The 18966-nt window shown below is 52.9% G+C and carries 14 protein-coding genes; 9 read left to right on the top strand and 5 right to left on the bottom strand.

Annotated features, from left to right (window positions below):
- Positions 1-238 precede the first annotated feature (238 nt).
- The 6 genes from NP589_RS02675 (at position 239) to NP589_RS02700 (ending at position 6230) form a co-directional block, all read left to right on the top strand.
- Positions 239-676 (top strand): hypothetical protein, encoded by a 438-nt coding sequence (locus NP589_RS02675; protein WP_256605570.1) that lies wholly within the window; start codon positions 239-241, stop codon positions 674-676.
- Positions 677-1044: 368 nt separating this feature from the next.
- Positions 1045-1290 carry a hypothetical protein gene (locus tag NP589_RS02680; protein ID WP_256605571.1) on the top strand — a complete coding sequence of 82 codons (246 nt, stop codon included), beginning with the start codon at positions 1045-1047 and terminating at the stop codon, positions 1288-1290.
- Positions 1291-1296: 6 nt separating this feature from the next.
- A complete protein-coding gene (locus NP589_RS02685) occupies positions 1297-1635 on the top strand; it encodes an ArsC family reductase (RefSeq protein ID WP_064035632.1) in 339 nt (112 codons plus the stop codon).
- Positions 1635-2762 (top strand): succinyl-diaminopimelate desuccinylase, encoded by a 1128-nt coding sequence (gene dapE / locus NP589_RS02690; protein ID WP_256605572.1) that lies wholly within the window; start codon positions 1635-1637, stop codon positions 2760-2762. Before NP589_RS02685 ends, dapE begins: the two co-directional genes overlap by 1 nt.
- Before the next feature lie 361 nt (positions 2763-3123).
- Positions 3124-5445, top strand: coding sequence for a sensor domain-containing diguanylate cyclase (locus NP589_RS02695; RefSeq protein ID WP_256605573.1), 2322 nt, complete (start codon positions 3124-3126; stop codon positions 5443-5445).
- 50 nt (positions 5446-5495) lie between these two features.
- Positions 5496-6230 (top strand): TIGR00266 family protein, encoded by a 735-nt coding sequence (locus NP589_RS02700; protein WP_256605574.1) that lies wholly within the window; start codon positions 5496-5498, stop codon positions 6228-6230.
- A gap of 10 nt (positions 6231-6240) precedes the next feature.
- Here NP589_RS02700 and radC read toward each other — a convergent pair whose 3' ends face one another.
- The 4 genes from radC to NP589_RS02720 all read right to left on the bottom strand — a co-directional run bounded on the left by radC (position 6241) and on the right by NP589_RS02720 (position 11893).
- Positions 6241-6915 (bottom strand): RadC family protein, encoded by a 675-nt coding sequence (gene radC, locus NP589_RS02705; RefSeq protein ID WP_256605628.1) that lies wholly within the window; start codon positions 6913-6915, stop codon positions 6241-6243.
- 226 nt (positions 6916-7141) lie between these two features.
- Complete coding sequence (locus tag NP589_RS02710; protein ID WP_256605575.1) at positions 7142-8497, bottom strand: Dyp-type peroxidase; 1356 nt, start codon at positions 8495-8497, stop codon at positions 7142-7144.
- A 13-nt stretch (positions 8498-8510) separates the two neighbouring features.
- Positions 8511-9815 carry a hypothetical protein gene (locus NP589_RS02715; protein WP_256605576.1) on the bottom strand — a complete coding sequence of 435 codons (1305 nt, stop codon included), beginning with the start codon at positions 9813-9815 and terminating at the stop codon, positions 8511-8513.
- Positions 9816-9856: 41 nt separating this feature from the next.
- A complete protein-coding gene (locus tag NP589_RS02720; RefSeq protein WP_256605577.1) occupies positions 9857-11893 on the bottom strand; it encodes a cytochrome P450 in 2037 nt (678 codons plus the stop codon).
- Positions 11894-12355: 462 nt separating this feature from the next.
- Between NP589_RS02720 and NP589_RS02725 the strand changes: the two genes are divergently transcribed.
- A complete protein-coding gene (locus tag NP589_RS02725; protein WP_256605578.1) occupies positions 12356-13972 on the top strand; it encodes an alkaline phosphatase D family protein in 1617 nt (538 codons plus the stop codon).
- 84 nt (positions 13973-14056) lie between these two features.
- On the top strand, positions 14057-15292 hold the full coding sequence (locus NP589_RS02730) for a glycerophosphodiester phosphodiesterase (RefSeq protein ID WP_256605579.1): 1236 nt from the start codon (positions 14057-14059) through the stop codon (positions 15290-15292).
- Between the two features lie 406 nt (positions 15293-15698).
- Here the strand turns inward: NP589_RS02730 and fnr are convergent, their stop codons facing one another.
- Positions 15699-16448, bottom strand: a complete 750-nt coding sequence (gene fnr, locus NP589_RS02735) for a fumarate/nitrate reduction transcriptional regulator Fnr (protein WP_256605580.1) — start codon at positions 16446-16448, stop codon at positions 15699-15701.
- A gap of 232 nt (positions 16449-16680) precedes the next feature.
- Here fnr and parC point away from each other — a divergent pair, with 232 nt between their 5' ends.
- Complete coding sequence (parC, locus tag NP589_RS02740; RefSeq protein WP_256605581.1) at positions 16681-18918, top strand: DNA topoisomerase IV subunit A; 2238 nt, start codon at positions 16681-16683, stop codon at positions 18916-18918.
- Positions 18919-18966 lie beyond the last annotated feature (48 nt).

Raw genomic sequence — 18966 nt, forward strand, 5'->3', positions numbered from 1 at the left:
GGTGGGACGAGCGCCGCTGCATGCCTTGCAAGCGAGCTGCATTAAGCGGATTTTCTCGGTAAAAAAGTGCCTTGGCGGGTATTGTAAACAACGGGGCTGAGAAAATGGCGGATTTCGGCTTGCCGTGCCGATGTTTTGGCAAAGCGGTGCGCCCAATTGACTAAAGATTTTCGCCATTTGTCGGACTATCGACCATGAGAAAATCAATCTGTAACCTCGGTTTTTCCAGGTAGAAACGATGCAAGCAATCGATATTTTTTCCTTGAAAAGTCACGCCGGCGAATTTCAAGACTGGCCGTTGCAGACGCAGTTACTGATCAATGGCCAGCCGAGTCCATGTTATGTGCCCGGCTATCGGCTTTTGCAGCAATTTAAAACGCCGGCCCATGAATATCTATTAATCTGCGATTGGGATTGCCCCTTTGAAGAAGCGACGGAGATAATCTTGCTGGATAGTCAGCTCAAGGTGTTGGCGGTGCGTTCGTTTGCTGTGCCCTACGGCTCTTTCTGGCTAGACGAGGTGTTGGTGTTGGACGATGCCAATTTAAAACTTACGTTTTTTCGAGATGAGCATTGGCAAGTGACTATTACGCCGCATAACTTGCCTTGTTTGCACTTTTCAAGCAGAAGTTGGCTGCCGGCATTCAGAACGCGGATACGGTTGAAACGGCTTTAGACATTTTGAGCGTCCGCTTGGCGTCTCTCACTGTAATAGAGTTGAGTCGGCCATAAGGGATTTTCGGAGCCGACTGATGCATTTGTATATCGAGCTGGTAAGCTAGCGTTCGCGAATCCAAATACTGCGATGCGAAGCCGGTGAATCCGGGGCTGAAAATAATTGCGCGGAGGAACGTGGCGGTAGGCTAGGGTGCGTTAACGCATGGCAAGGATAAGCGGCTATGCGTTACAATGCTGAAATTAGTGCCAAGGAGGCCATACAGCATGAATGCCAACCCTTTCGATACGCTGCCTACGCGCACTTGATTTAATTGCCGCCAGTTGCCGGCCCCGTTTTTCTCCTCAATCCTAACCTGCGAGCACACCATGCCAGAAAATATTTCCAATAATGCCTTAATCCTCGCCCTGCTGTCCCTGAACGGCGAGATCGCTATCCAAAAAGATTACCTCGAATCCGGCGAGATTCCCGAAGACGAAGTGACCGATGAGGAAGAAGTGCTGGACGATTTGGAGCAAGCCTTCATGGAATTCGTCGATGTTTACAAAGCGCGCGCCAAAGCCGACGAGTCGCTGCCCAGCATAGAAGAATTGCTGGCCGGTGAAGAAGGCTAATGCTGCATGATCGTAGTTTACGGCATCAAAAACTGCGATAGCGTCAAAAAGGCGCGGACCTGGCTGGAAGCGCGGCAGATTGCTTACCGCTTCCACGACTATCGGATCGATGGACTGGATGCGGCTTTGCTGCAAAGGTTTGTCGATGCGCTGGGCGTGGATGCCGTTCTTAACCAGCGCAGTACCAGCTGGCGCCAATTGGACGACGCCCAAAAATCCGATTTAACTCCCGACAAAGCCGTGCAACTCATGCTGGCTGTGCCGACCTTGATCAAGCGCCCGATTCTGGATAATGGACAGCAACTGATCGTCGGCTTTAATCCCGATCAGTACCCGACCGAATAATGAGCGAAACCCTTTCCCTGTTAGAAGCGCTGATTCGTCGCGAATCGGTGACCCCCCACGACGCCGGCTGTCAGGATTTGCTGGCGGCGCGTTTGACCCAGCTTGGCTTTACTGATGAGCGACTGAATTTTGCCGACACCCAAAACCTTTGGCTGCGTAAGGGGCAACAATCGCCGCTGTTTGTGTTTTTAGGACACACCGATGTGGTACCGACCGGGCCGCTGGCGGCTTGGGATTCGCCACCGTTCGAGCCGACCATCCGCGACGGCAAACTCTATGGTCGAGGCGCGGCGGATATGAAAGGCGGCATTGCGGCCTTTATCACAGCCGTCGAGCGTTTCCTGGCCGAGTATCCCGAACATAAGGGCTCGATAGCCATCATGATGACCAGCGATGAGGAGGGCATAGCCACCCATGGCGTGGTCAAAGTGGTCGAAGTGCTGGAACAGCGCGGCGAAAAGATCGACTGGTGCCTGGTCGGCGAACCGTCCAGCGACAAGAAAATCGGCGATGTGATTCGGGTGGGGCGGCGCGGTTCCCTATGCGCCAAACTCACCGTGTTGGGTATTCAAGGCCACGTGGCTTATCCGGAATTGGCGGAAAACCCGATTCACACGTTCGCCCCGGCCTTGAAGGAGCTGACCGAGGAAGTATGGGACCACGGCAATCAATTCTTTCCGCCGACCCGCTTGCAGGTTTCCAACATCAACGGCGGCACCGGCGCGGAAAACATCATTCCCGGCCAGGTGGAAGTGCAGTTTAATCTGCGTTTTTGTACCGAATTGGACGAAGCCACCATCAAAGCTCGCACTCAGGCGATTCTGGACAAACACGGTTTCAAATACGAGCTGCAATGGCGTTTGTCTGGCAATCCGTTTTTGACCTCGCAAGGCGAATTGATCGATGCCACGCATGCGGCGATTGAAAGCGTCTGCGGCTTCCAGACCTTGGATGACACCGGCGGCGGCACCTCCGATGGCCGCTTTATCGCACCCACCGGCGCGCAAGTCATCGAGCTGGGGCCGTTGAACGCCAGCATCCATAAGGTTAACGAACATATCGGCCTGGACGAACTGGACGTTTTAAGCCGGATTTACCAACAGATTTTGGTGAATCTGCTGGCTTAAGAATCAGGCCCTTAAATATCGGCGCTCCCTCGTTTTGGGAGCCAAACTCCCCGCACTAGATCCGCTGGAGGATTGCTTCCTTTCGAATCAAGGTTCAGGAATTTTCTCGTCCTCCGAGTCTTCATGCTCCTCACATCACGGCCGCTAATGGTTTGCTCAAATTGGCGGAAAGTGGCCGAAACACCGACATCATCCCGCAGAAAATAGGGGCCCATCCTCCATCGCTGCTCGCGTCTGTTTTGACGCCGAAATTTCGCCGGATACGAATCGCAACGGCCACGCTATACTCTTAAGGATAAATTTAGGTGTTAGTTCGGCCGACAGTTTGCTAAGGAATATTCCAATATCAACAGGGGAAAGTATGATCAGTAGCCCTGCTCAACAAAAATTATTGGCGCGTTACCGGCATTATTATCCGGCTGTCCTGATGTTGTTAGTTTCGCTGTTGGCCTTGTTTCTGGCTTGGCAAGATCTAAACTGGCGTTATCAGCAGCGCTTGCAGGAATATTTCGATTTCGAAACCCAGCGCCTTACCAGCGACATCAGCAAACGTATGGGTTTGCACGGCCAAACGCTGCGCAGTGCTGCCGGTTTACTTGCCGCTAGCCAAGAAGTGACCCGAGAGGACTGGCGTGCTTTTATCGAAATGCTGGAGCTCGATCGAAGCCATCCGGGGGTGCAAGGCATTGGTTATGCGGTCTGGATTCCCGCCGCGCAGCTCGAACAACATATTGCCGATATTCGTCGCCAGGGTTTTCCCGACTATGTAGTCAATCCGTTAGAGCCGCGTGCCGAGTATTCCAGCATCATCTATTTGGAGCCGTTCAGTGGCCGCAATCTCCGCGCCTTTGGTTACGATATGTACTCCGAACCGATTCGACGCAGGGCGATGGAGCGCTCACGAGACCACGGTGAGTTGGCCTACACCGGTAAAGTGGTTCTAATCCAGGAAACCAATGCTGATTTACAAGCAGGGATATTGGCGTATTTTCCGGTGTATCGCAACGGCAGTATCCCGCAAACCACGGAACAGCGCCGCGCTGCCCTATTGGGCTGGGTGTATATTCCGTACCGCATGAACGATTTGCTGAAAGCCATCCTGGGACAGGACTTATTGGCCTTGCGCCTGGAGATTTTCGATCAGGACGATCTCAGCGCCGATGGCCTGCTTTACGATAGTCAGACCCGCTTGATGCCGGCAGCGTTTAGAACCCAAGCCGGTGCCATGACTCGCCGTCAACGCCTGGATTTGGGCGGGCATTTTTGGACATTGCGTTACAGTGCAATGCCGGCATTCAGTAAGACCGCCAAATTCGAACCGCCCTGGGTTGAAGTTCTGGTACTGGTGTTGATCAGTTTTTTGCTGTTTTTTATCACTTGGGCTTACATCAATGCACGCAGAAATGCGGCGATAGCCCAGCAATTGACCGAGTCGTTGCGGCAAAGTGAAAGCCGGTTTCGCAGCTTATTCGAAAACTCGCCGGTGGCGTACCTGGCCGTGGATAGACACGGCAGTTTATTGGACGTGAATCCGCAATTGTGCGCGCTGCTGGACTATGGCACAGATGAACTGATAGGCCGAAAACTGTTTGAATTTATTTCGCCGGAAACGGGGCAGGATTTTCAGCTAAAGCTGCAACTGCTCAATCATTACGGTTTGCTGGAATGCGAATTGTCGCTGGTCACAAAATTAGGTCACATGCTGACCGTGATTCTCGACGGCCGCTTACAGGGTGATAAAGCCCGTCCGGCGGTTATTCATTGCATTTTGACCAATATTACCGAGCGCAAGCGCGCCGAGGATAAACTCCAATTGGCGGCCAGGGTGTTTAGCGATGCGCATGAAGGCATCACCATCACCGATGCGTCCGGCAATATTATTGATGCCAACCCGACCTTTTGCGCGATAACCGGCTATACCCGCGAAGAAGTGATAGGCCGCAACCATAGTATTTTGCAATCGGGCAAACATGATGCGGAATTTTATAAAGACTTGTGGCAAACCTTGCAAACCGAGGGTTGCTGGCAAGGCGAAATCTGGAATCGCAAAAAAAGCGGTGAGCTGTATGTGGAACTGCTGACGATTTCCGCGATGCGCAATCGTACCGGCGAAATCATGAACTATGTCGGCCTGTTTTCCGACATTACCCAATCCAAGCTCCAACAACAGGAGTTGGAGCGCATGGCGCATCACGATCCGTTGACGCAATTGCCCAATCGCGTCTTGTTCAACGATAGATTTCGCCAAGCCTTGGCGCGCTGCAAACGCGATAATACGCTGTTGGGCGTGGTGTATATGGACCTGGACGGTTTCAAACAGGTCAACGACCAATTCGGCCACCAGGCCGGCGATATATTGCTGATCGAGGTGGCTAGCCGGATAAAGGCCAATATGCGTGAGGATGACACGGTATGCCGATTGGGCGGTGACGAATTTGCTTTATTGATGGGTGGTCTCGAATCCAAAGCGCAATGCGAGCAGGCTTTACAGCGCATTCATCAGGCGATTTCCCTGCCCTACCATGTCGGCGGGCAAATCGCGGTGATTGGCGTGAGTAGCGGCATCACCTTATGCCCGCTGGACATGGGTACGCCGGATTGTTTACTCAGTCACGCCGATCAGGCCATGTATCTTGCCAAACAGCATGGCCGCGACTGCTATGAATTTTTTGAGCTCGGTTGAGTCCGCTCAGTAAGTATTTAATTTTTTCAACTAAACAAGAGGATATAGCCATGCGTTGCCACCAAGTCGACTATCAAATTATCGGCCATGACATTCAAATGGTCGAAGTCGAACTCGATCCCAAGGAAACGGTGATCGCCGAAGCGGGGGCGATGACCTATCTTGAGCAGGATATCGACTTCGAAGCCAAGATGGGCGACGGTTCCGGTGGAGTGATGGATAAGCTGTTTGGTCTTGGTAAGCGTATGTTGACCGGCGAATCGGTGTTTCTGACCCATTTCACCAACAGTGGCGTTCAAAAGCGGCGCGTGGCGTTTGCCGCGCCGTTTCCCGGCTCGATTGCGGCTTTGAATTTGGCCGAATTGGGCGAGGAAGTGATTTGTCAAAAATCGGCGTTTTTGGCGGCGGCTTTCGGCACTCAAGTTGACATTGCCTTCAACAAACGCCTGGGCAGCGGCTTTTTCGGCGGCGAGGGCTTTATTCTGCAACGGCTGCGCGGTGACGGCATGGCTTTTATTCACGCCGGCGGCACGGTGATCCGCAAGGAATTGCGCAACGAAACCTTGCGTCTGGATACCGGCTGTCTGGTGGCTTTCAGCGGTGACATCGATTACAACATCGGCATGAGCGGCGGCTTGAAAAGCATGCTGTTCGGCGGTGAAGGCTTATTTCTAGCGACGCTGGCAGGTACGGGTTCGGTGTGGATCCAGAGCATGCCGTTTTCGCGTTTGGCGGAGCGGGTGTTGAGCCAATACAAGCCGCCAATCGGTCAAGATAGCCAGTAGCGGTTAAACACTAAAGCAAGCCGTGTTCGGCGAACGAAAAAGGCTGGCCGTCGCCGACGATGAAATGATCCAACACGCGAATATCGAACAGGCCTAGGGCGTGTTTCAGTTTATCGGTAATTTGCCTGTCGGCCTGACTGGGTTCGTTGATGCCGGACGGATGGTTGTGCGCAAATATGACCGCTGCGGCGTGGTGAAACAAAGCCCGTTTCGCCACTTCGCGCGGGTAGACGCTGGCACCGTCTATCGTGCCGCGAAATAATTCTTCCCACTGAATCACCCGGTGCTGATTGTCCAGAAACAGGCAGGCGAACACTTCGAAACTGTAGCTGCGTAATTGGGCGCTGAGATAAGCGCGGGTGATATCCGGGCTGGTCAAGGCGTTGCCGCGTTGCAGAATCTCGGCGAAATGGCGGCGGGCCATTTCCAACACCGCTTGCAACTGGGCGTATTTCGCATCGCCCAAACCGTTGCTCCGGCAGAAGCGTTGTTGATCGGCGCCGAGCAAAGCCTGCAAGGAACCGTATTCGCTTAACAAGTCGCGGGCCATGTCTACCGCCGATTTGCCGGGCGTGCCGGTACGCAGAAAAATCGCCAGCAGTTCGGCGTCGGTCAGTGCGGTTGCGCCGCGTTGCAACAGTTTTTCGCGGGGGCGTTCGTCCGCGGGCCAATTCTTGATGCTCATCAACTCCACCGGGCCGTTAATCATTGATTTTAAGCATAGAAGAAGCAGGTGGAGTTTGCCATGATGCAAACTGAAAAGTTTACTTGGCTAGTTGCCCCGAGAATTTGGCTGCGCTGCACCCGAAGGTTGAGATCAAGGGGAGTAGGTTGACGCAGCTTGGGGAAAGGGGGCTGTGCTCCTTTCGCCAAGCTTATCCAGCGGGAAATGCTTACTTCAAAATACCCAATCAGGAATTGCCTAACAACCCCAGCGCACTCAAGCTGGGCAAAAAGAAATAACTCCCGCCCCGCGTTGTCACAAATTGCTGAAACCCACAAACCCGCCGGCGCAACGGTTCATCCTGAATGGTGAAATTACGATTCTCCGCCACGCCGCTGCCGATTAACGGATCGTCTTCGTCGTACAAGCCGGCGAATTTGACGCTGTTGATCCAGGTATGTTGCACAAACTCGAACTGGCGTTCGATATTGGCGTTCAAGCAGATGAACAGCAAGCCGCGCTCTTTGCCGTCGTCTTTTGTCGGGTTTTCCAGGAAATTGCCGTAGCTGCGGCCTCTACGCAGGATGCGGTGGCGGTTGGCTACTTTTAGCGCTTCTGCTTCAGTAGCGCCCAAACCTACCGCTCTGGGATTGGCGCGGCGAATGTGCGAGCCTAGCGGGCAGCCGGTGCCATGCGGGTCTTTGGTGAAATTGAAGCTGTTATCGACCTTGTTCGGATCGGTATCCTGATTGGGTTCCACCACCGCACCGCTTTTCCAGCGGCCGACGAATTTGGCGGCCAGATAGTCGGCGGTGATGCCTTGGCGCGCAGCTTCTTCTTCCATGAATTGCCAGAATGCGCCGACATCTTGTTTCAATTGCCGCAATACTAGATAGGTACCGTTTTTACCGAACGCTTCGCCGGCAGCACCTAGCTGCGGCATTTTGGTGAGTTTACCGTCGTATTGATTAGGGTAACCTAGCAAAAACTCGCCGGTAGCGATTTCGCCAGTGCCGCTCGTCGTTGGGAAGCCGTCCACTATCGGGTCGGAAATACCGTCCGCAAAACCGAAATGCTCCAAGGTAAAGCCATTGGCGTCTTGTTTTTTTTCGCTGGCATCCAAACGTTGCACGACGTTCAAGCCGGCGCCTTTAAAGGCCTTTTCATGGTATTTCCGGCTGGCATTGTGGATCGCGTCGTTTTTGGAAAACAGTATAAACAACATATCCACGCGCTTGGCGCCACTGCCCCAATCCCAAACGCTGGGATCGTTGATGCCGCGGTCGCCCAATAGCGCGGAACGATGCTCGGAATGCATACCCTCCCGGAAGGACAATTCAAAGCTGTAAAGACTGTCTTTATCCAGATTTAGCTGTTCGAAACCGGAATAACTGATCGCCAGATTTATGCGGTTTTCAGTTTCGTCGGTCGGTTTATCCGCGCCGTGGCTGATTTGCTTTTGTTCGACCAGGTTTTTCAGCCAGGGCTTGGTTTTGCCGGCATCGTCGATTTTTAACAGGTAATAACTACAGTTGGCCATATGTTTGTTATAGCCGCTAAACACGATGCCTTGTACGTCTTCTAATTTATCGATGGTGGTCATTGTTGGAGTCCTTTTATAAGCATCTCAGCCAAGCAGCCAGATTGGTCGTGGAAAACAAGCCTTCGTGAATCGCCCGGTTATTGGCGACATTTTTCACGGACAAATCGATGTAGGCGCTATACCAAACCAGCTCGGCGAGCTGGCTGTTTCTGGCGAAATTTTTGAAACGTTGTTCGTCTCGAGAACCGCCACGCAAGGCCAGCCATTGCGTATCCGGAAAGCCCCGGTCCTTGCCTAGTTGCGTGTTGCTCCACACAGCGGTTAGACCGACGCTGGCGTGGTCGATAAATTCGCCCAAGTAGTTTTCCCAGCTGCCGTCGTAATTGCTCATGAACAGCAGGCGTTTATTGCCGGGCAGAATCACCCAGCGGGCAAAATGGATGGTGACGATGCCGCTGAGATCGCCTTTGGTAGCTACCAGTTTGGCCACCAGATTGATGCCGGCCAGCACCACCCTCAAGGTAGTCAATCTGAACCAGCCGGGTTTGATTTCAATGACGCTGGTCAGATGGTTTTGCAATTGCCGGTCTTCCACGCGTTGAATAGCTTCCATTTGCTCGGAAACTACCCAAGGCTTGTCGTCCTGCTTGTCGCGCATCTCGTTCCAGCGCAACACCACCGCGAATGCGACGCCGGCTATCAGCACCAGTACCGCCAAAAATTCCACTAGCGGCCCGAACATGCCGAAGAAGCCGCCTACCAATAAAATCCCCAGCACTGCTAGTAAGCCGTTGAAGATCATTTGCCCCATACTGTTTAAAAACGGCTGCGGCGCGGGTTTGTTGATGGTGCCCAAATGCTTGACGATGTCGGCATGAATCTCGGTCGCTTGCTTGGCCGCCAGTGCCGGGCGATTGGCATCAATATAGTCTTGGATACGCTGGCGGATTTGCTGTTGCTCGACAATCGTATTGCGGGTCTGGCCGGGGTGGGCGACGTAAAAGGCATTGGCGCCAAAATCATTTTTCAATAAATAGTCGGTCAGTTGGCTGGCATTATTGCCCGGATAATCCTTGCAGCAGCTATAAACGCTATTCACAAAGTCCGGATTGCCGGCAAGCAAATCGTTGATAAATTGCTTCACGTCGCCGTCGATGTTGGCTTCAAAGGCCAGCAAAGCGGGCTCGCCGGTATCCACCTCTGAGGGATGTTTGCCGGGGATAACGAAAAAAGTGCAATAGTGCAGCTGTTGATAATTGGAAAATTTAATTACCGGATTGTTTTTGATATCCGTGCCTATCGGCGCCAGATACGCTTCCAGCTTTTGCAGCTGGTCCGGCAATATTTCCGTGATAACGGTCATGGGGTTTTGTTGCATACACACGTCCTCTTGAAATTATTATCGTGCTGGTGAAGAAATTACCGATCAAAGCTCAGGACAAATTGATCGGGAAACGGTCCGTCGTACAAGATGCCGCTGGATATTTTTAAGTTGTTCAAGCGCAGCAAACTGGCTACCAAGGTCGGAATCTGGATGCGATTGATGTATTCGCCAAAGCAGCGGTGCATGCCGTCGCCAAAGTGCATATAGCGATCCAGCGCACGATCATCGCGTACACTGAAAGGCTCCGGCCAAGCGCTTTCGTCGAACATCGCCGAGGCGGTAAACGCGAAAACTTCTGTGCCGGGCGGAATTTTCACGCCGGCAATCTCAGCGCCGTTTTTGCAATGCCGGCGCATTGCCGCCGCCATAGTGTTGAAACGGAACACGTCGAAGCATAAATGCAATAATTTGTCTTCGTCATCGACCGCCTGTTTGGCGCGTTGCAAGACATCGGGTTTGCTGAGCAATTGCTCGACAATCAAGGTGGTAGCCATCGAAGTGGTATCCAGTGCGCCGACGATCAAACCTGAGATGTTGCGGCGGATGCCGTCGTCGTCCAGATCGTGTTCGCCGTCCATGCCCATTTTGATCAGCCGCGACAGAAAGTCCTCGAACTGCTCGCCTTGCTTGATGCGCTGCCGGCGTTCAGCGATCAGGTTTAACAGGTATGGCCCCATTTCCCGGAACGATTGTTCGGCGGTGATTTGAATGCTGCGGTCGTTGCTCAGATTCAAAAACAGATCGTGAAACAAGGAGCGCATCCAGCGCATCATCGTCACTTCATCCGGGCCGGGCACACCCAGGTAATCGCGGATAAAGCGCCGTGCTACCGGCCGGGTTAATTGCGACACCATGTCGATCCGGCCCACCGGCAAGGCGGCTTGGATCATCTCGTCGCAGTGTTGGCGGACGATGCGGCGAATCAGTCGGTCTTCGCCGGGCTTGATCACTCGTCGCAAGGCGCCTTGTTCTTTGCTATAGGCTTCCGAGCGGTCCATGCCTAAGAAAAACGGTCCGTTAAGCCGTTGCATATTGGGGGCGTTTATTTCGGCGATGGTGAATTCGGTGTCGCGAGCCAAGGTTTCGCGTACATCGCTGTCGCGAGTTACCAAGGCGCGCTTGCCCAGCACCAATACCGGTTTGTGTTTACGTAACAGCCCGAATAGCCAGCGTTGCGTTGTAGCGCCGGTCAGCATGGCGACGCCGCGCGCCAGATAGTAACTGACGATATTTTGCGGCGTGGTGGATGTGGGGTGATGATCCAGAACAGGTTCCGGCGCAGACCGATGTTCGCGGTACATTTTCAGAGCCAGCGCGCCGGTTGGTGTAGCCGCTAATTGCTCGACAAAAGCCTTGTAGGCAGCCGGCAACTCTACCTTGGTCGGTTGTACGCCGCCGAACTGGGCCGGCAACAACACCGGAGCGGATAGTGCTGCCAGACAATAATCGGCGATGCTGGGTTGGTCGCCCAGCAAATAGGCTCTGCCGTCTGCCAGCAGGGTGTCCAGCTCCGCAAAGATCGCTTCAATTTGTTGTTTGCAGGGTTCGATTTGTCCTGGATCGGCGGGTAGGGATTTTTCCATGGCTTTAGCCAATAAGGGATAAGCGCGTTCTGCCAACCATTTTTGCCAGCTAGGTACCCGCTGTTGCCAGAACGACAGCACAGTTTCTTTGTGCGGTAATAACATGGCATAGCCGTAATTGCGCGTCGCCAAGCCCAATTTGTCCACCAGCAACGCCAGCAAGCGTTCGGTTTCCGCCAGACTCTTTTCTTCGCGCGGATATAGCCGCAGTTCAGCCGGCAAACGGGCATCGATGTATTGCAGCGATTCGTGCATGGTGCATAAGGTTGCTTCGCTGGTGATCAACACCGGCATGGCCTTCGCATCGGCGCCGGCCAATAAGAAAGCTGGTAAATGCAGCATCGGCACACTGCCTTCCTCCCGATACGGCACCCCGCCGTAGTCGAGCATCCAGCGTACTAATTCACTGATATGAGATACCGGAATCGTCAATAAACGATTCAGTTGTTTGGATTTGGCTCCACGCCGCGTGCTTCCGGGTTTGATCATGATTCCTTCCTCTTGCTTGCTATTGTTATAGTTATTAATGCTATAGCTGGCATACACCGATGACTGTTTAGTCGTGTCGGCTTGAATGGCATGTTGATATGCGCGCTTGGAAAACAACTTGCCGGTCTGCTTAGGTATGCCGTTATCGGCGGCCAAGCAATTGTTAATCCACCCGTGAGCCAAACGCCGAGCTTTAGCGGAGTATCAATAATAGACCAATCGTAACTAATTGAAATAAAAAGCGAAAGACAAAATGTTGCTTAGCAACAACCGTGCCTAAATGCGAAGCGCGTCACAAAACGTGGTGGATTCCGCCCGACTGCCGCCTAGCAAACGGAACGCGTCTCTGGCGACGGAATCGGCTACAAAACATTCCGGTTCGTTCTCTGCGGACCTTAATCAGATTGTCATTTGCCGCTGCCTATAATCCGGGCCTCTTCACAATGCTTAGGAGCAGTCGCAATGCAATTACTAAAACCCAGCTGTCAATTTTTAAAACCGGCCAAACTGGCATTGGCAATCGCCGGCTTGTTAACGCTGAACGCGCCGGTATTTGCGGAAACCGTTGAAGTGCCGCAAATGGAGCAAGGTATCCAAATCGGTGATTTAGCGCCCGGACGCGCTATCGTCTGGAGCCGGGCTGACCGCCCCTCGCGCATGATGCTGAAATATGCCTATAACCCGCAGTTCAAGGATGCGGTCAGTGTCCGTGGTCCTTACGCACTGGCGGAGACCGACTTTACAGCTCGCCAAGACTTGACCGGGCTACTCGAAGGCAAAGACGTTTACGTGAAAGTCTGGTTTGAAGATTTGACCAATGCCCGTGGCAAAAGCGAACCGGTGGTTGGGCATTTTCATACTATCGGCAAGCGTGACGATATCCGTTTCGTCTGGGGCGGCGACACCGCCGGCCAAGGCTGGGGTATCAACGAAAGCTTCGGCGGCATGAAAATTTACGAAGCCATGCGCCAAGTGCAACCGCAGTTTTTCATTCAAAGCGGCGACAATGTATATTCCGACGGTCCGATTCCTGAGAGCAAGCTGGCCGAGAATGGCCAGGTTTGGACTAACGTGGTCACTCCGGAAGTGAGTAAAGTTGCGGAAACCTTGGACGAGTTCCGTGGCCGTTACAAATACAATCTATTAGACGAAAACGTCCGTCGCTTCAATGCCGAAGTACCGCAAATCTGGCAGTGGGACGATCATGAAGTGGTCAATAACTGGTCGGATTCCAAAGACTTGAGTGCCGATCCGCGCTACACCGAAAAGAACGTGCCTACGCTGATTGCCCGCGCGACAAAAGCCTTCCTGGAGTATGCACCGCTGCGCCCACACGACGCAGAAGAATCCGAGCGGATTTATCGCAAAATTTCCTACGGCAAACTGTTGGATGTGTTTGTGTTGGATATGCGCAGCTATCGTGGCCCTAACACCGCTAATCTGCAATCTCAAGAAAATGCCGAAACCGCCTTCCTCGGGGCAGAGCAAATGGCTTGGTTGCAGGACGAGTTGAAAAACTCTAAAGCCACCTGGAAAGTCATCTCCGCAGACATGCCGATTGGTTTGAATATCGGCGACGGTAACACTGCCCAAGGCCAGGCGCGTTGGGAAGCGGTTGCTAACGGCAACGACGGTGCCGCTGCGGGCCGTGAACTGGAAGTTGCACGGTTGTTGAGCTTTATCAAGCATGAGCATATCAACAACCTGGTTTGGCTGACTGCCGATGTCCACTATGCCGCCGCGCATTATTACGATCCTGCCAAGGCCGCCTCCAAAGATTTTGCGCCGTTCTGGGAATTCGTCGCCGGTCCATTAAACGCCGGCTCCTTCGGGCCAAACAGCACGGACGGCACTTTCGGCCCGCAAGTGGTTTTCTATAAAGCGCCGCCAGCCGGCCAAGTCAATCTGTCGCCTTACGCCGGCCTGCAATTCTTTGGCGAAGTGAACATCGACAAAAAAAGCCGGGCCATGACGGTGGATTTTAAGGACATCGACGGCGCGGTTGTCTTCAGCAAAACCCTGGCGGCGGAAGCCGACCGTGAGCACGAACACGATCATCACGACCGCGATCACGACTAAAACCAAATTGCCGGGGTGGTGTTTGCCGCCCGGCAATTTCTCTGGTTAAGACATTTAACTTCAAGCAAAATAAGGACTCTATTCATGTTGAAACCCACGTTATTGACTATTGCCATGCTGGCTTCACTCGGTGCGCAAAACAGTGCTCAGGCGCTGCCGCACAGCGAACATCAAGAACATGCCGATGCCGGCCCGCTGGTTATTGGCCATCGCGGCGCGTCCGGCTATCGCCCGGAACATACTTTGGCCGGCTATGCCTTGGCGGTTGAAATGGGCGCGGACTTTATCGAGCCGGATCTGGTACTGACCAAGGACGGCCAAATGATTGCCCGCCACGAACCGATGATAGGCGGCACCACCGATGTGGCGAATCATCCGGAATTTGCCGATCGAAAAACCACCCGTATGGTCGATGGCTTTGCGGTGACCGATTGGTTTGCCAGCGACTTTACCTTGAAAGAAATCAAAACCCTGCGCGCCATTCAAACCCGCGGCCGGGATAATTCTTATGACGGCGAGTTTGAAATCCCAACCTTGAACGAAGTGATTGCGCTGGCCAAGCTGCAAAGCGAAAAAACCGGCCGCCGCATTGGCATCTACCCTGAAATCAAGCATTCCACTTATCACGCCGAACTGAAGAACGCTAAAGGTAAGCCGCTATTTGGTAAGAATTTTTTCGAAGATAAACTGCTGAAAAAACTGCATAAGGCTTACGGCAACAGTGCTTGCGCGCCGGTGTTCATCCAGTCATTTGAAGTCAGCAATCTGCAATACCTGAGTCGCAAGACCGATATCAAATTGGTGCAGTTGATCGATGCGGACGATGTCAATGCCGACGGCTCGATGTCGCTGGTCGCACCTTACAAGCAGCCTTATGACTTCGTGGTAAAAGGCGATCAACGGACGTTTGCCGACTTGCTGAGCAACGACGGTTTGGATTTTGTTAAAACCTACGCGGATGCGGTAGGTCCGTGGAAGCCTTATCTGGTGAAAACCGTAGCCGTCGATTTTGACCGCAACGGCGACGGTAAAATCAACATTAGTGACCGTATTGTCGAAGGTAGCACCGGCGTAGTAGAAATGGCCCACGACAAAGGCTTGCTGGTCCATACCTGGACCTTCCGCAACGATGCCAGCGGCTACGGCTTTGCCGATCCGCAACAGGAAATGATGTATTACTTTGATTTGGGTGTTGACGGCTTGTTTACCGATTTCGCCGATACCGGGGTTGCGGCGCGCGATGCGTCGATTAATGCCGGTAATGTTGGATATTTAGGACATTGCGGATCCGAGCATCGTGACCACCGGCGTCATCGCTAATCGGCTATAGCGTGAAACACTGGCTCGGAAGTCTGATGTTGGGTTTGTACGGCATGATTTTAAAGCAGTGGTTAAGAGTTTATATGTTTGCCGCATTTGATCGATGTCAAATGGCTTTGACTGAACGGTGTCATGATGCTGTCCAAGCCTTAAGGCTTGGACAGCATCTCCTTTGACAATGCGCTGTGGCGCTGCAAAGGCGAATTATAAAAACATCGTCACAACAGGAAAATTCATGAAATTAATCAGCCAAGTATTATTGTTAGTTATCGCAGTAACCACCCTGGCCGCATGCGGCGAGCAAGGTGTTGGCCCGAGCAAACCAAAAGCTGATTCCTCTAAAGAAATCAAATAAGCGGCTTCAGCTTGGAACGCGATATTGCCGCGTCTTTTCGGTCCGGCAATATCAATCCGGGGCGCTGGCGTGGACAGCGCAATTTACCGTACAAGAATTAACCGCGGTTCTCAAGGCGCCTAAATTGTGGATTTGTATCCCGCGTTGCTTGACGGAAATAATGCCTTGTTGGCTTAAATAAGCTAACTGCCGGCTGACTGTTTCAATCGTCAGGCCTAGAAAATTGGCCATATGCAAACGGCTCATCGTCAAATTGAATGCCGTGCTGGAAAAGCCCAATGCTGCATAGCGTTGTGAGAGCATCAATAAAAAAGTGGCCATCCGTTCCTTGGCGGAGCGATGTCCCAGCAAGATAATCTTGTCGTGGTCCGACGCGATTTCTTTGCCCAAAATTCGCATCAGCTGGCTATGTAAGCTAGGTATCTTGCCGCATAATTCATTGAGATTGCTTAACGGCAATTCGCAGACCGAAGCGGTTTCCAGCGCAACCGTCGAACAAGTAAAGCGTCCGTGTTGCAGCGAATCCAGCCCCATCAATTCCCCGGGCAAATAAAACCCCATGGTTTGTTCTTCGCCTTCCTCGTTAGCGATAAAGCTTCTGAAAGAGCCGGATTTGATGGCATATAAGCTGCGGCAAGTATCGCCTTGCCGGTAGAGTAAATCGTCGATCCGCAGTGGCCGCCGTTCGCGGACTATTGTCGCCAGTTCTTCGACTTCTGACTGTTGTAAACCAAAAGGCAGGCATAATTCGGACAGCTTGCAGGTTTGGCAAGTGACCTTGGTGGAGTTGGATTCAGTCACGTTTGCCCTGGGTTAATGTCGCTGTAAACTGCATAGTAACAGAGCTTGCTGAATTACATGCCTTGCCTCACACGGGCGCGTGGATTTCTTCCATCTTTCCTGGTCCGGCCAGGCATACTCCGCTGGCACTATCCTATTTCCGATACGCTATCCTTCGGTGACTATGGTATTTTAGCCGCCCTATATCGCGCCGCGATTCGCCGGCTTACAACACAGGATTATTCGCAAAACAATGGGTGTACAGGAAAACTTCGAACAACTCCCGCTAAAAGAATTCACCGAAAAAGCCTACCTGGATTATTCCATGTACGTCATTTTGGATCGGGCTTTGCCGCATATTGGCGACGGCTTAAAGCCGGTGCAGCGCCGTATTGTCTATGCGATGTCGGAGCTGGGTTTGACCGCGCTGGCCAAGTACAAAAAATCGGCGCGTACTGTCGGTGACGTGTTGGGTAAATACCATCCGCACGGCGACTCGGCATGTTACGAAGCCATGGTGCTGATGGCGCAGGACTTTTCTTACCGCTATCCGTTAATTGACGGCCAGGGCAACTGGGGGTCGCCGGACGATCCGAAATCCTTTGCAGCGATGCGGTACACCGAATCGCGACTGACTGCCTATGCACAAACCCTACTCAGCGAGCTGGGGCAGGGTACGGTGGATTGGACCGACAATTTCGACGGCACCTTGAAAGAACCGAGTTTGATGCCGGCCCGTTTGCCGAATGTGCTGTTGAATGGCACCATGGGCATTGCCGTGGGTATGGCGACCGACATTCCGCCGCATAATCTGCGGGAAGTAGCCAACGCCTGTCTGCAATTACTTGACGCCCCTGAAACGCCTCTGGAGAACTTGCTGACACATATCAAGGGGCCGGATTATCCGACCGATGCCGAGATTGTCACGGCTAGTGCCGATATTCAAAAAATGTATGCGACCGGCAACGGTTCGGTAAAGATGAGGGCGAAGTACGAGCTGGAAGATGGCAACATCGTCATCACCGCCTTGCCGCATCAAGTCTCCGGCGCCAAGTTGCTGGAACAAATTGCCGCGCAAATGCTGGCGAAAAAGCTGCCGATGATCGAGGATTTACGCGATGAATCGGATCATGAGAATCCGACACGGTTGTTGGTTATTCCCAAGACCAAACGCATTGATGTCGATGCGGTGATGTCGCATCTGTTCGCTACCACTGACCTGGAGAAAAATTACCGGGTCAATATGAACATGATCGGCTTGAACGGTAAGCCGCAGGTCAAGAATTTGCGCATGATTTTGACCGAATGGATCAGCTTCAGAACCGAAACCGTACGCCGCCGTTTGCAATATCGCTTGGATAAGGTGCTGGCGCGTTTGCATATTCTGGAAGGTTTGCTGATTGCCTACTTAAATATCGATGAAGTGATCGCCATCATCCGCGCCGAGGATCACCCCAAGCCGGTGTTGATGGCACGTTTTGGCTTGAGCGACTTGCAGGCGGAAGCAATTCTGGAACTGAAGCTGCGCCACTTGGCCAAGCTGGAGGAAATGAAGATTCGCGGCGAACAGGACGAGTTGGAGCAGGAGCGCCAAGCGTTGGAAAAAACTCTGGGTTCCGAGCGTTTGCTGAATCGTCTGATCCGCAAGGAAATTGAACGAGACGCGGAAAAATACGGCGATGACCGCCGTTCGCCCATCGTTGCCCGCGAAGCCGCGCAGGCATTGGATACGACCGAGCTAATCGCCAACGAGCCGGTCACTATTATTTTGTCGCAAAAAGGTTGGATACGCGCCGCCAAGGGTTATGACATCGAAGTGGAAAGTCTCAGCTACCGGGCCGGCGATGGGCATTTATCGTCGGCAAAAGGCCGGACTACTCAGCCGGCGTATGTGTTGGATTCCACGGGGCGCGTCTATACGATTACTACGCACGATCTGCCGTCCGCGCGTAGTCAGGGTGAGCCGCTGACCGGTAGACTTAATCCGCCGCCAGGCAGTTTGTTCACCGATGTGTTTACCGGGCAGCCTGATGATTGGTTGTTGATTGCCAGCAATGCCGGTTACGGCTTTCGGGTTCAAGTAAAAGAGCTGCAAAGTAAAAATAAGGCGGGTAAGGCGTTGTTGAGCTTGCCTACAGGAGCAAAAGTTTTGACACCCGCGCCTATTCCGAACGGTCTTGACTTGCTGGCGGTTGCGACATTGCAGGGAAGGCTGCTGATATTTCCGGCGCTGGATTTGCCGGAGCTGGCGAAAGGCAAGGGCAATAAGCTGATCCAAATTCCCGGTGGAGACTTAGTTTCCGGCAAGGATGCGGTGGTTGCGGTGACAGCGTTGTCAGCGAATAGCGAATTAAAAATCGTCTCCGGCAAACGACACGTTACACTCAAGGCTATGGATATTGCTCAATACACCGGCAATCGCGCCAATCGCGGCACAGCATTGCCGCGCGGCTTCCAAAAAGTGGATGGGCTGGAGTGTGTTGTCGCTTAACACGTCGCCTGCGTTAGATCATAATATTGAGGCTTTCAACGCTTTTTT

The sequence above is a fragment of the Methylomonas rosea genome, assembly GCF_024505055.1.
Classification (GTDB): domain Bacteria; phylum Pseudomonadota; class Gammaproteobacteria; order Methylococcales; family Methylomonadaceae; genus Methylomonas; species Methylomonas rosea.

Excerpts from the sequence above, each read along its gene's own strand:
- NP589_RS02675 (WP_256605570.1), top strand. The coding sequence starts at position 239 with ATGCAAGCAATCGATATTTTTTCCTTGAAAAGTCACGCCGGCGAATTT.
- NP589_RS02680 (WP_256605571.1), top strand. The coding sequence starts at position 1,045 with ATGCCAGAAAATATTTCCAATAATGCCTTAATCCTCGCCCTGCTGTCC.
- NP589_RS02685 (WP_064035632.1), top strand. The coding sequence starts at position 1,297 with ATGATCGTAGTTTACGGCATCAAAAACTGCGATAGCGTCAAAAAGGCG.
- dapE (WP_256605572.1), top strand. The coding sequence starts at position 1,635 with ATGAGCGAAACCCTTTCCCTGTTAGAAGCGCTGATTCGTCGCGAATCG.
- NP589_RS02695 (WP_256605573.1), top strand. The coding sequence starts at position 3,124 with ATGATCAGTAGCCCTGCTCAACAAAAATTATTGGCGCGTTACCGGCAT.
- NP589_RS02700 (WP_256605574.1), top strand. The coding sequence starts at position 5,496 with ATGCGTTGCCACCAAGTCGACTATCAAATTATCGGCCATGACATTCAA.
- radC (WP_256605628.1), bottom strand. The coding sequence starts at position 6,915 with ATGAGCATCAAGAATTGGCCCGCGGACGAACGCCCCCGCGAAAAACTG.
- NP589_RS02710 (WP_256605575.1), bottom strand. The coding sequence starts at position 8,497 with ATGACCACCATCGATAAATTAGAAGACGTACAAGGCATCGTGTTTAGC.
- NP589_RS02715 (WP_256605576.1), bottom strand. The coding sequence starts at position 9,815 with ATGCAACAAAACCCCATGACCGTTATCACGGAAATATTGCCGGACCAG.
- NP589_RS02720 (WP_256605577.1), bottom strand. The coding sequence starts at position 11,893 with ATGATCAAACCCGGAAGCACGCGGCGTGGAGCCAAATCCAAACAACTG.
- NP589_RS02725 (WP_256605578.1), top strand. The coding sequence starts at position 12,356 with ATGCAATTACTAAAACCCAGCTGTCAATTTTTAAAACCGGCCAAACTG.
- NP589_RS02730 (WP_256605579.1), top strand. The coding sequence starts at position 14,057 with ATGTTGAAACCCACGTTATTGACTATTGCCATGCTGGCTTCACTCGGT.
- parC (WP_256605581.1), top strand. The coding sequence starts at position 16,681 with ATGGGTGTACAGGAAAACTTCGAACAACTCCCGCTAAAAGAATTCACC.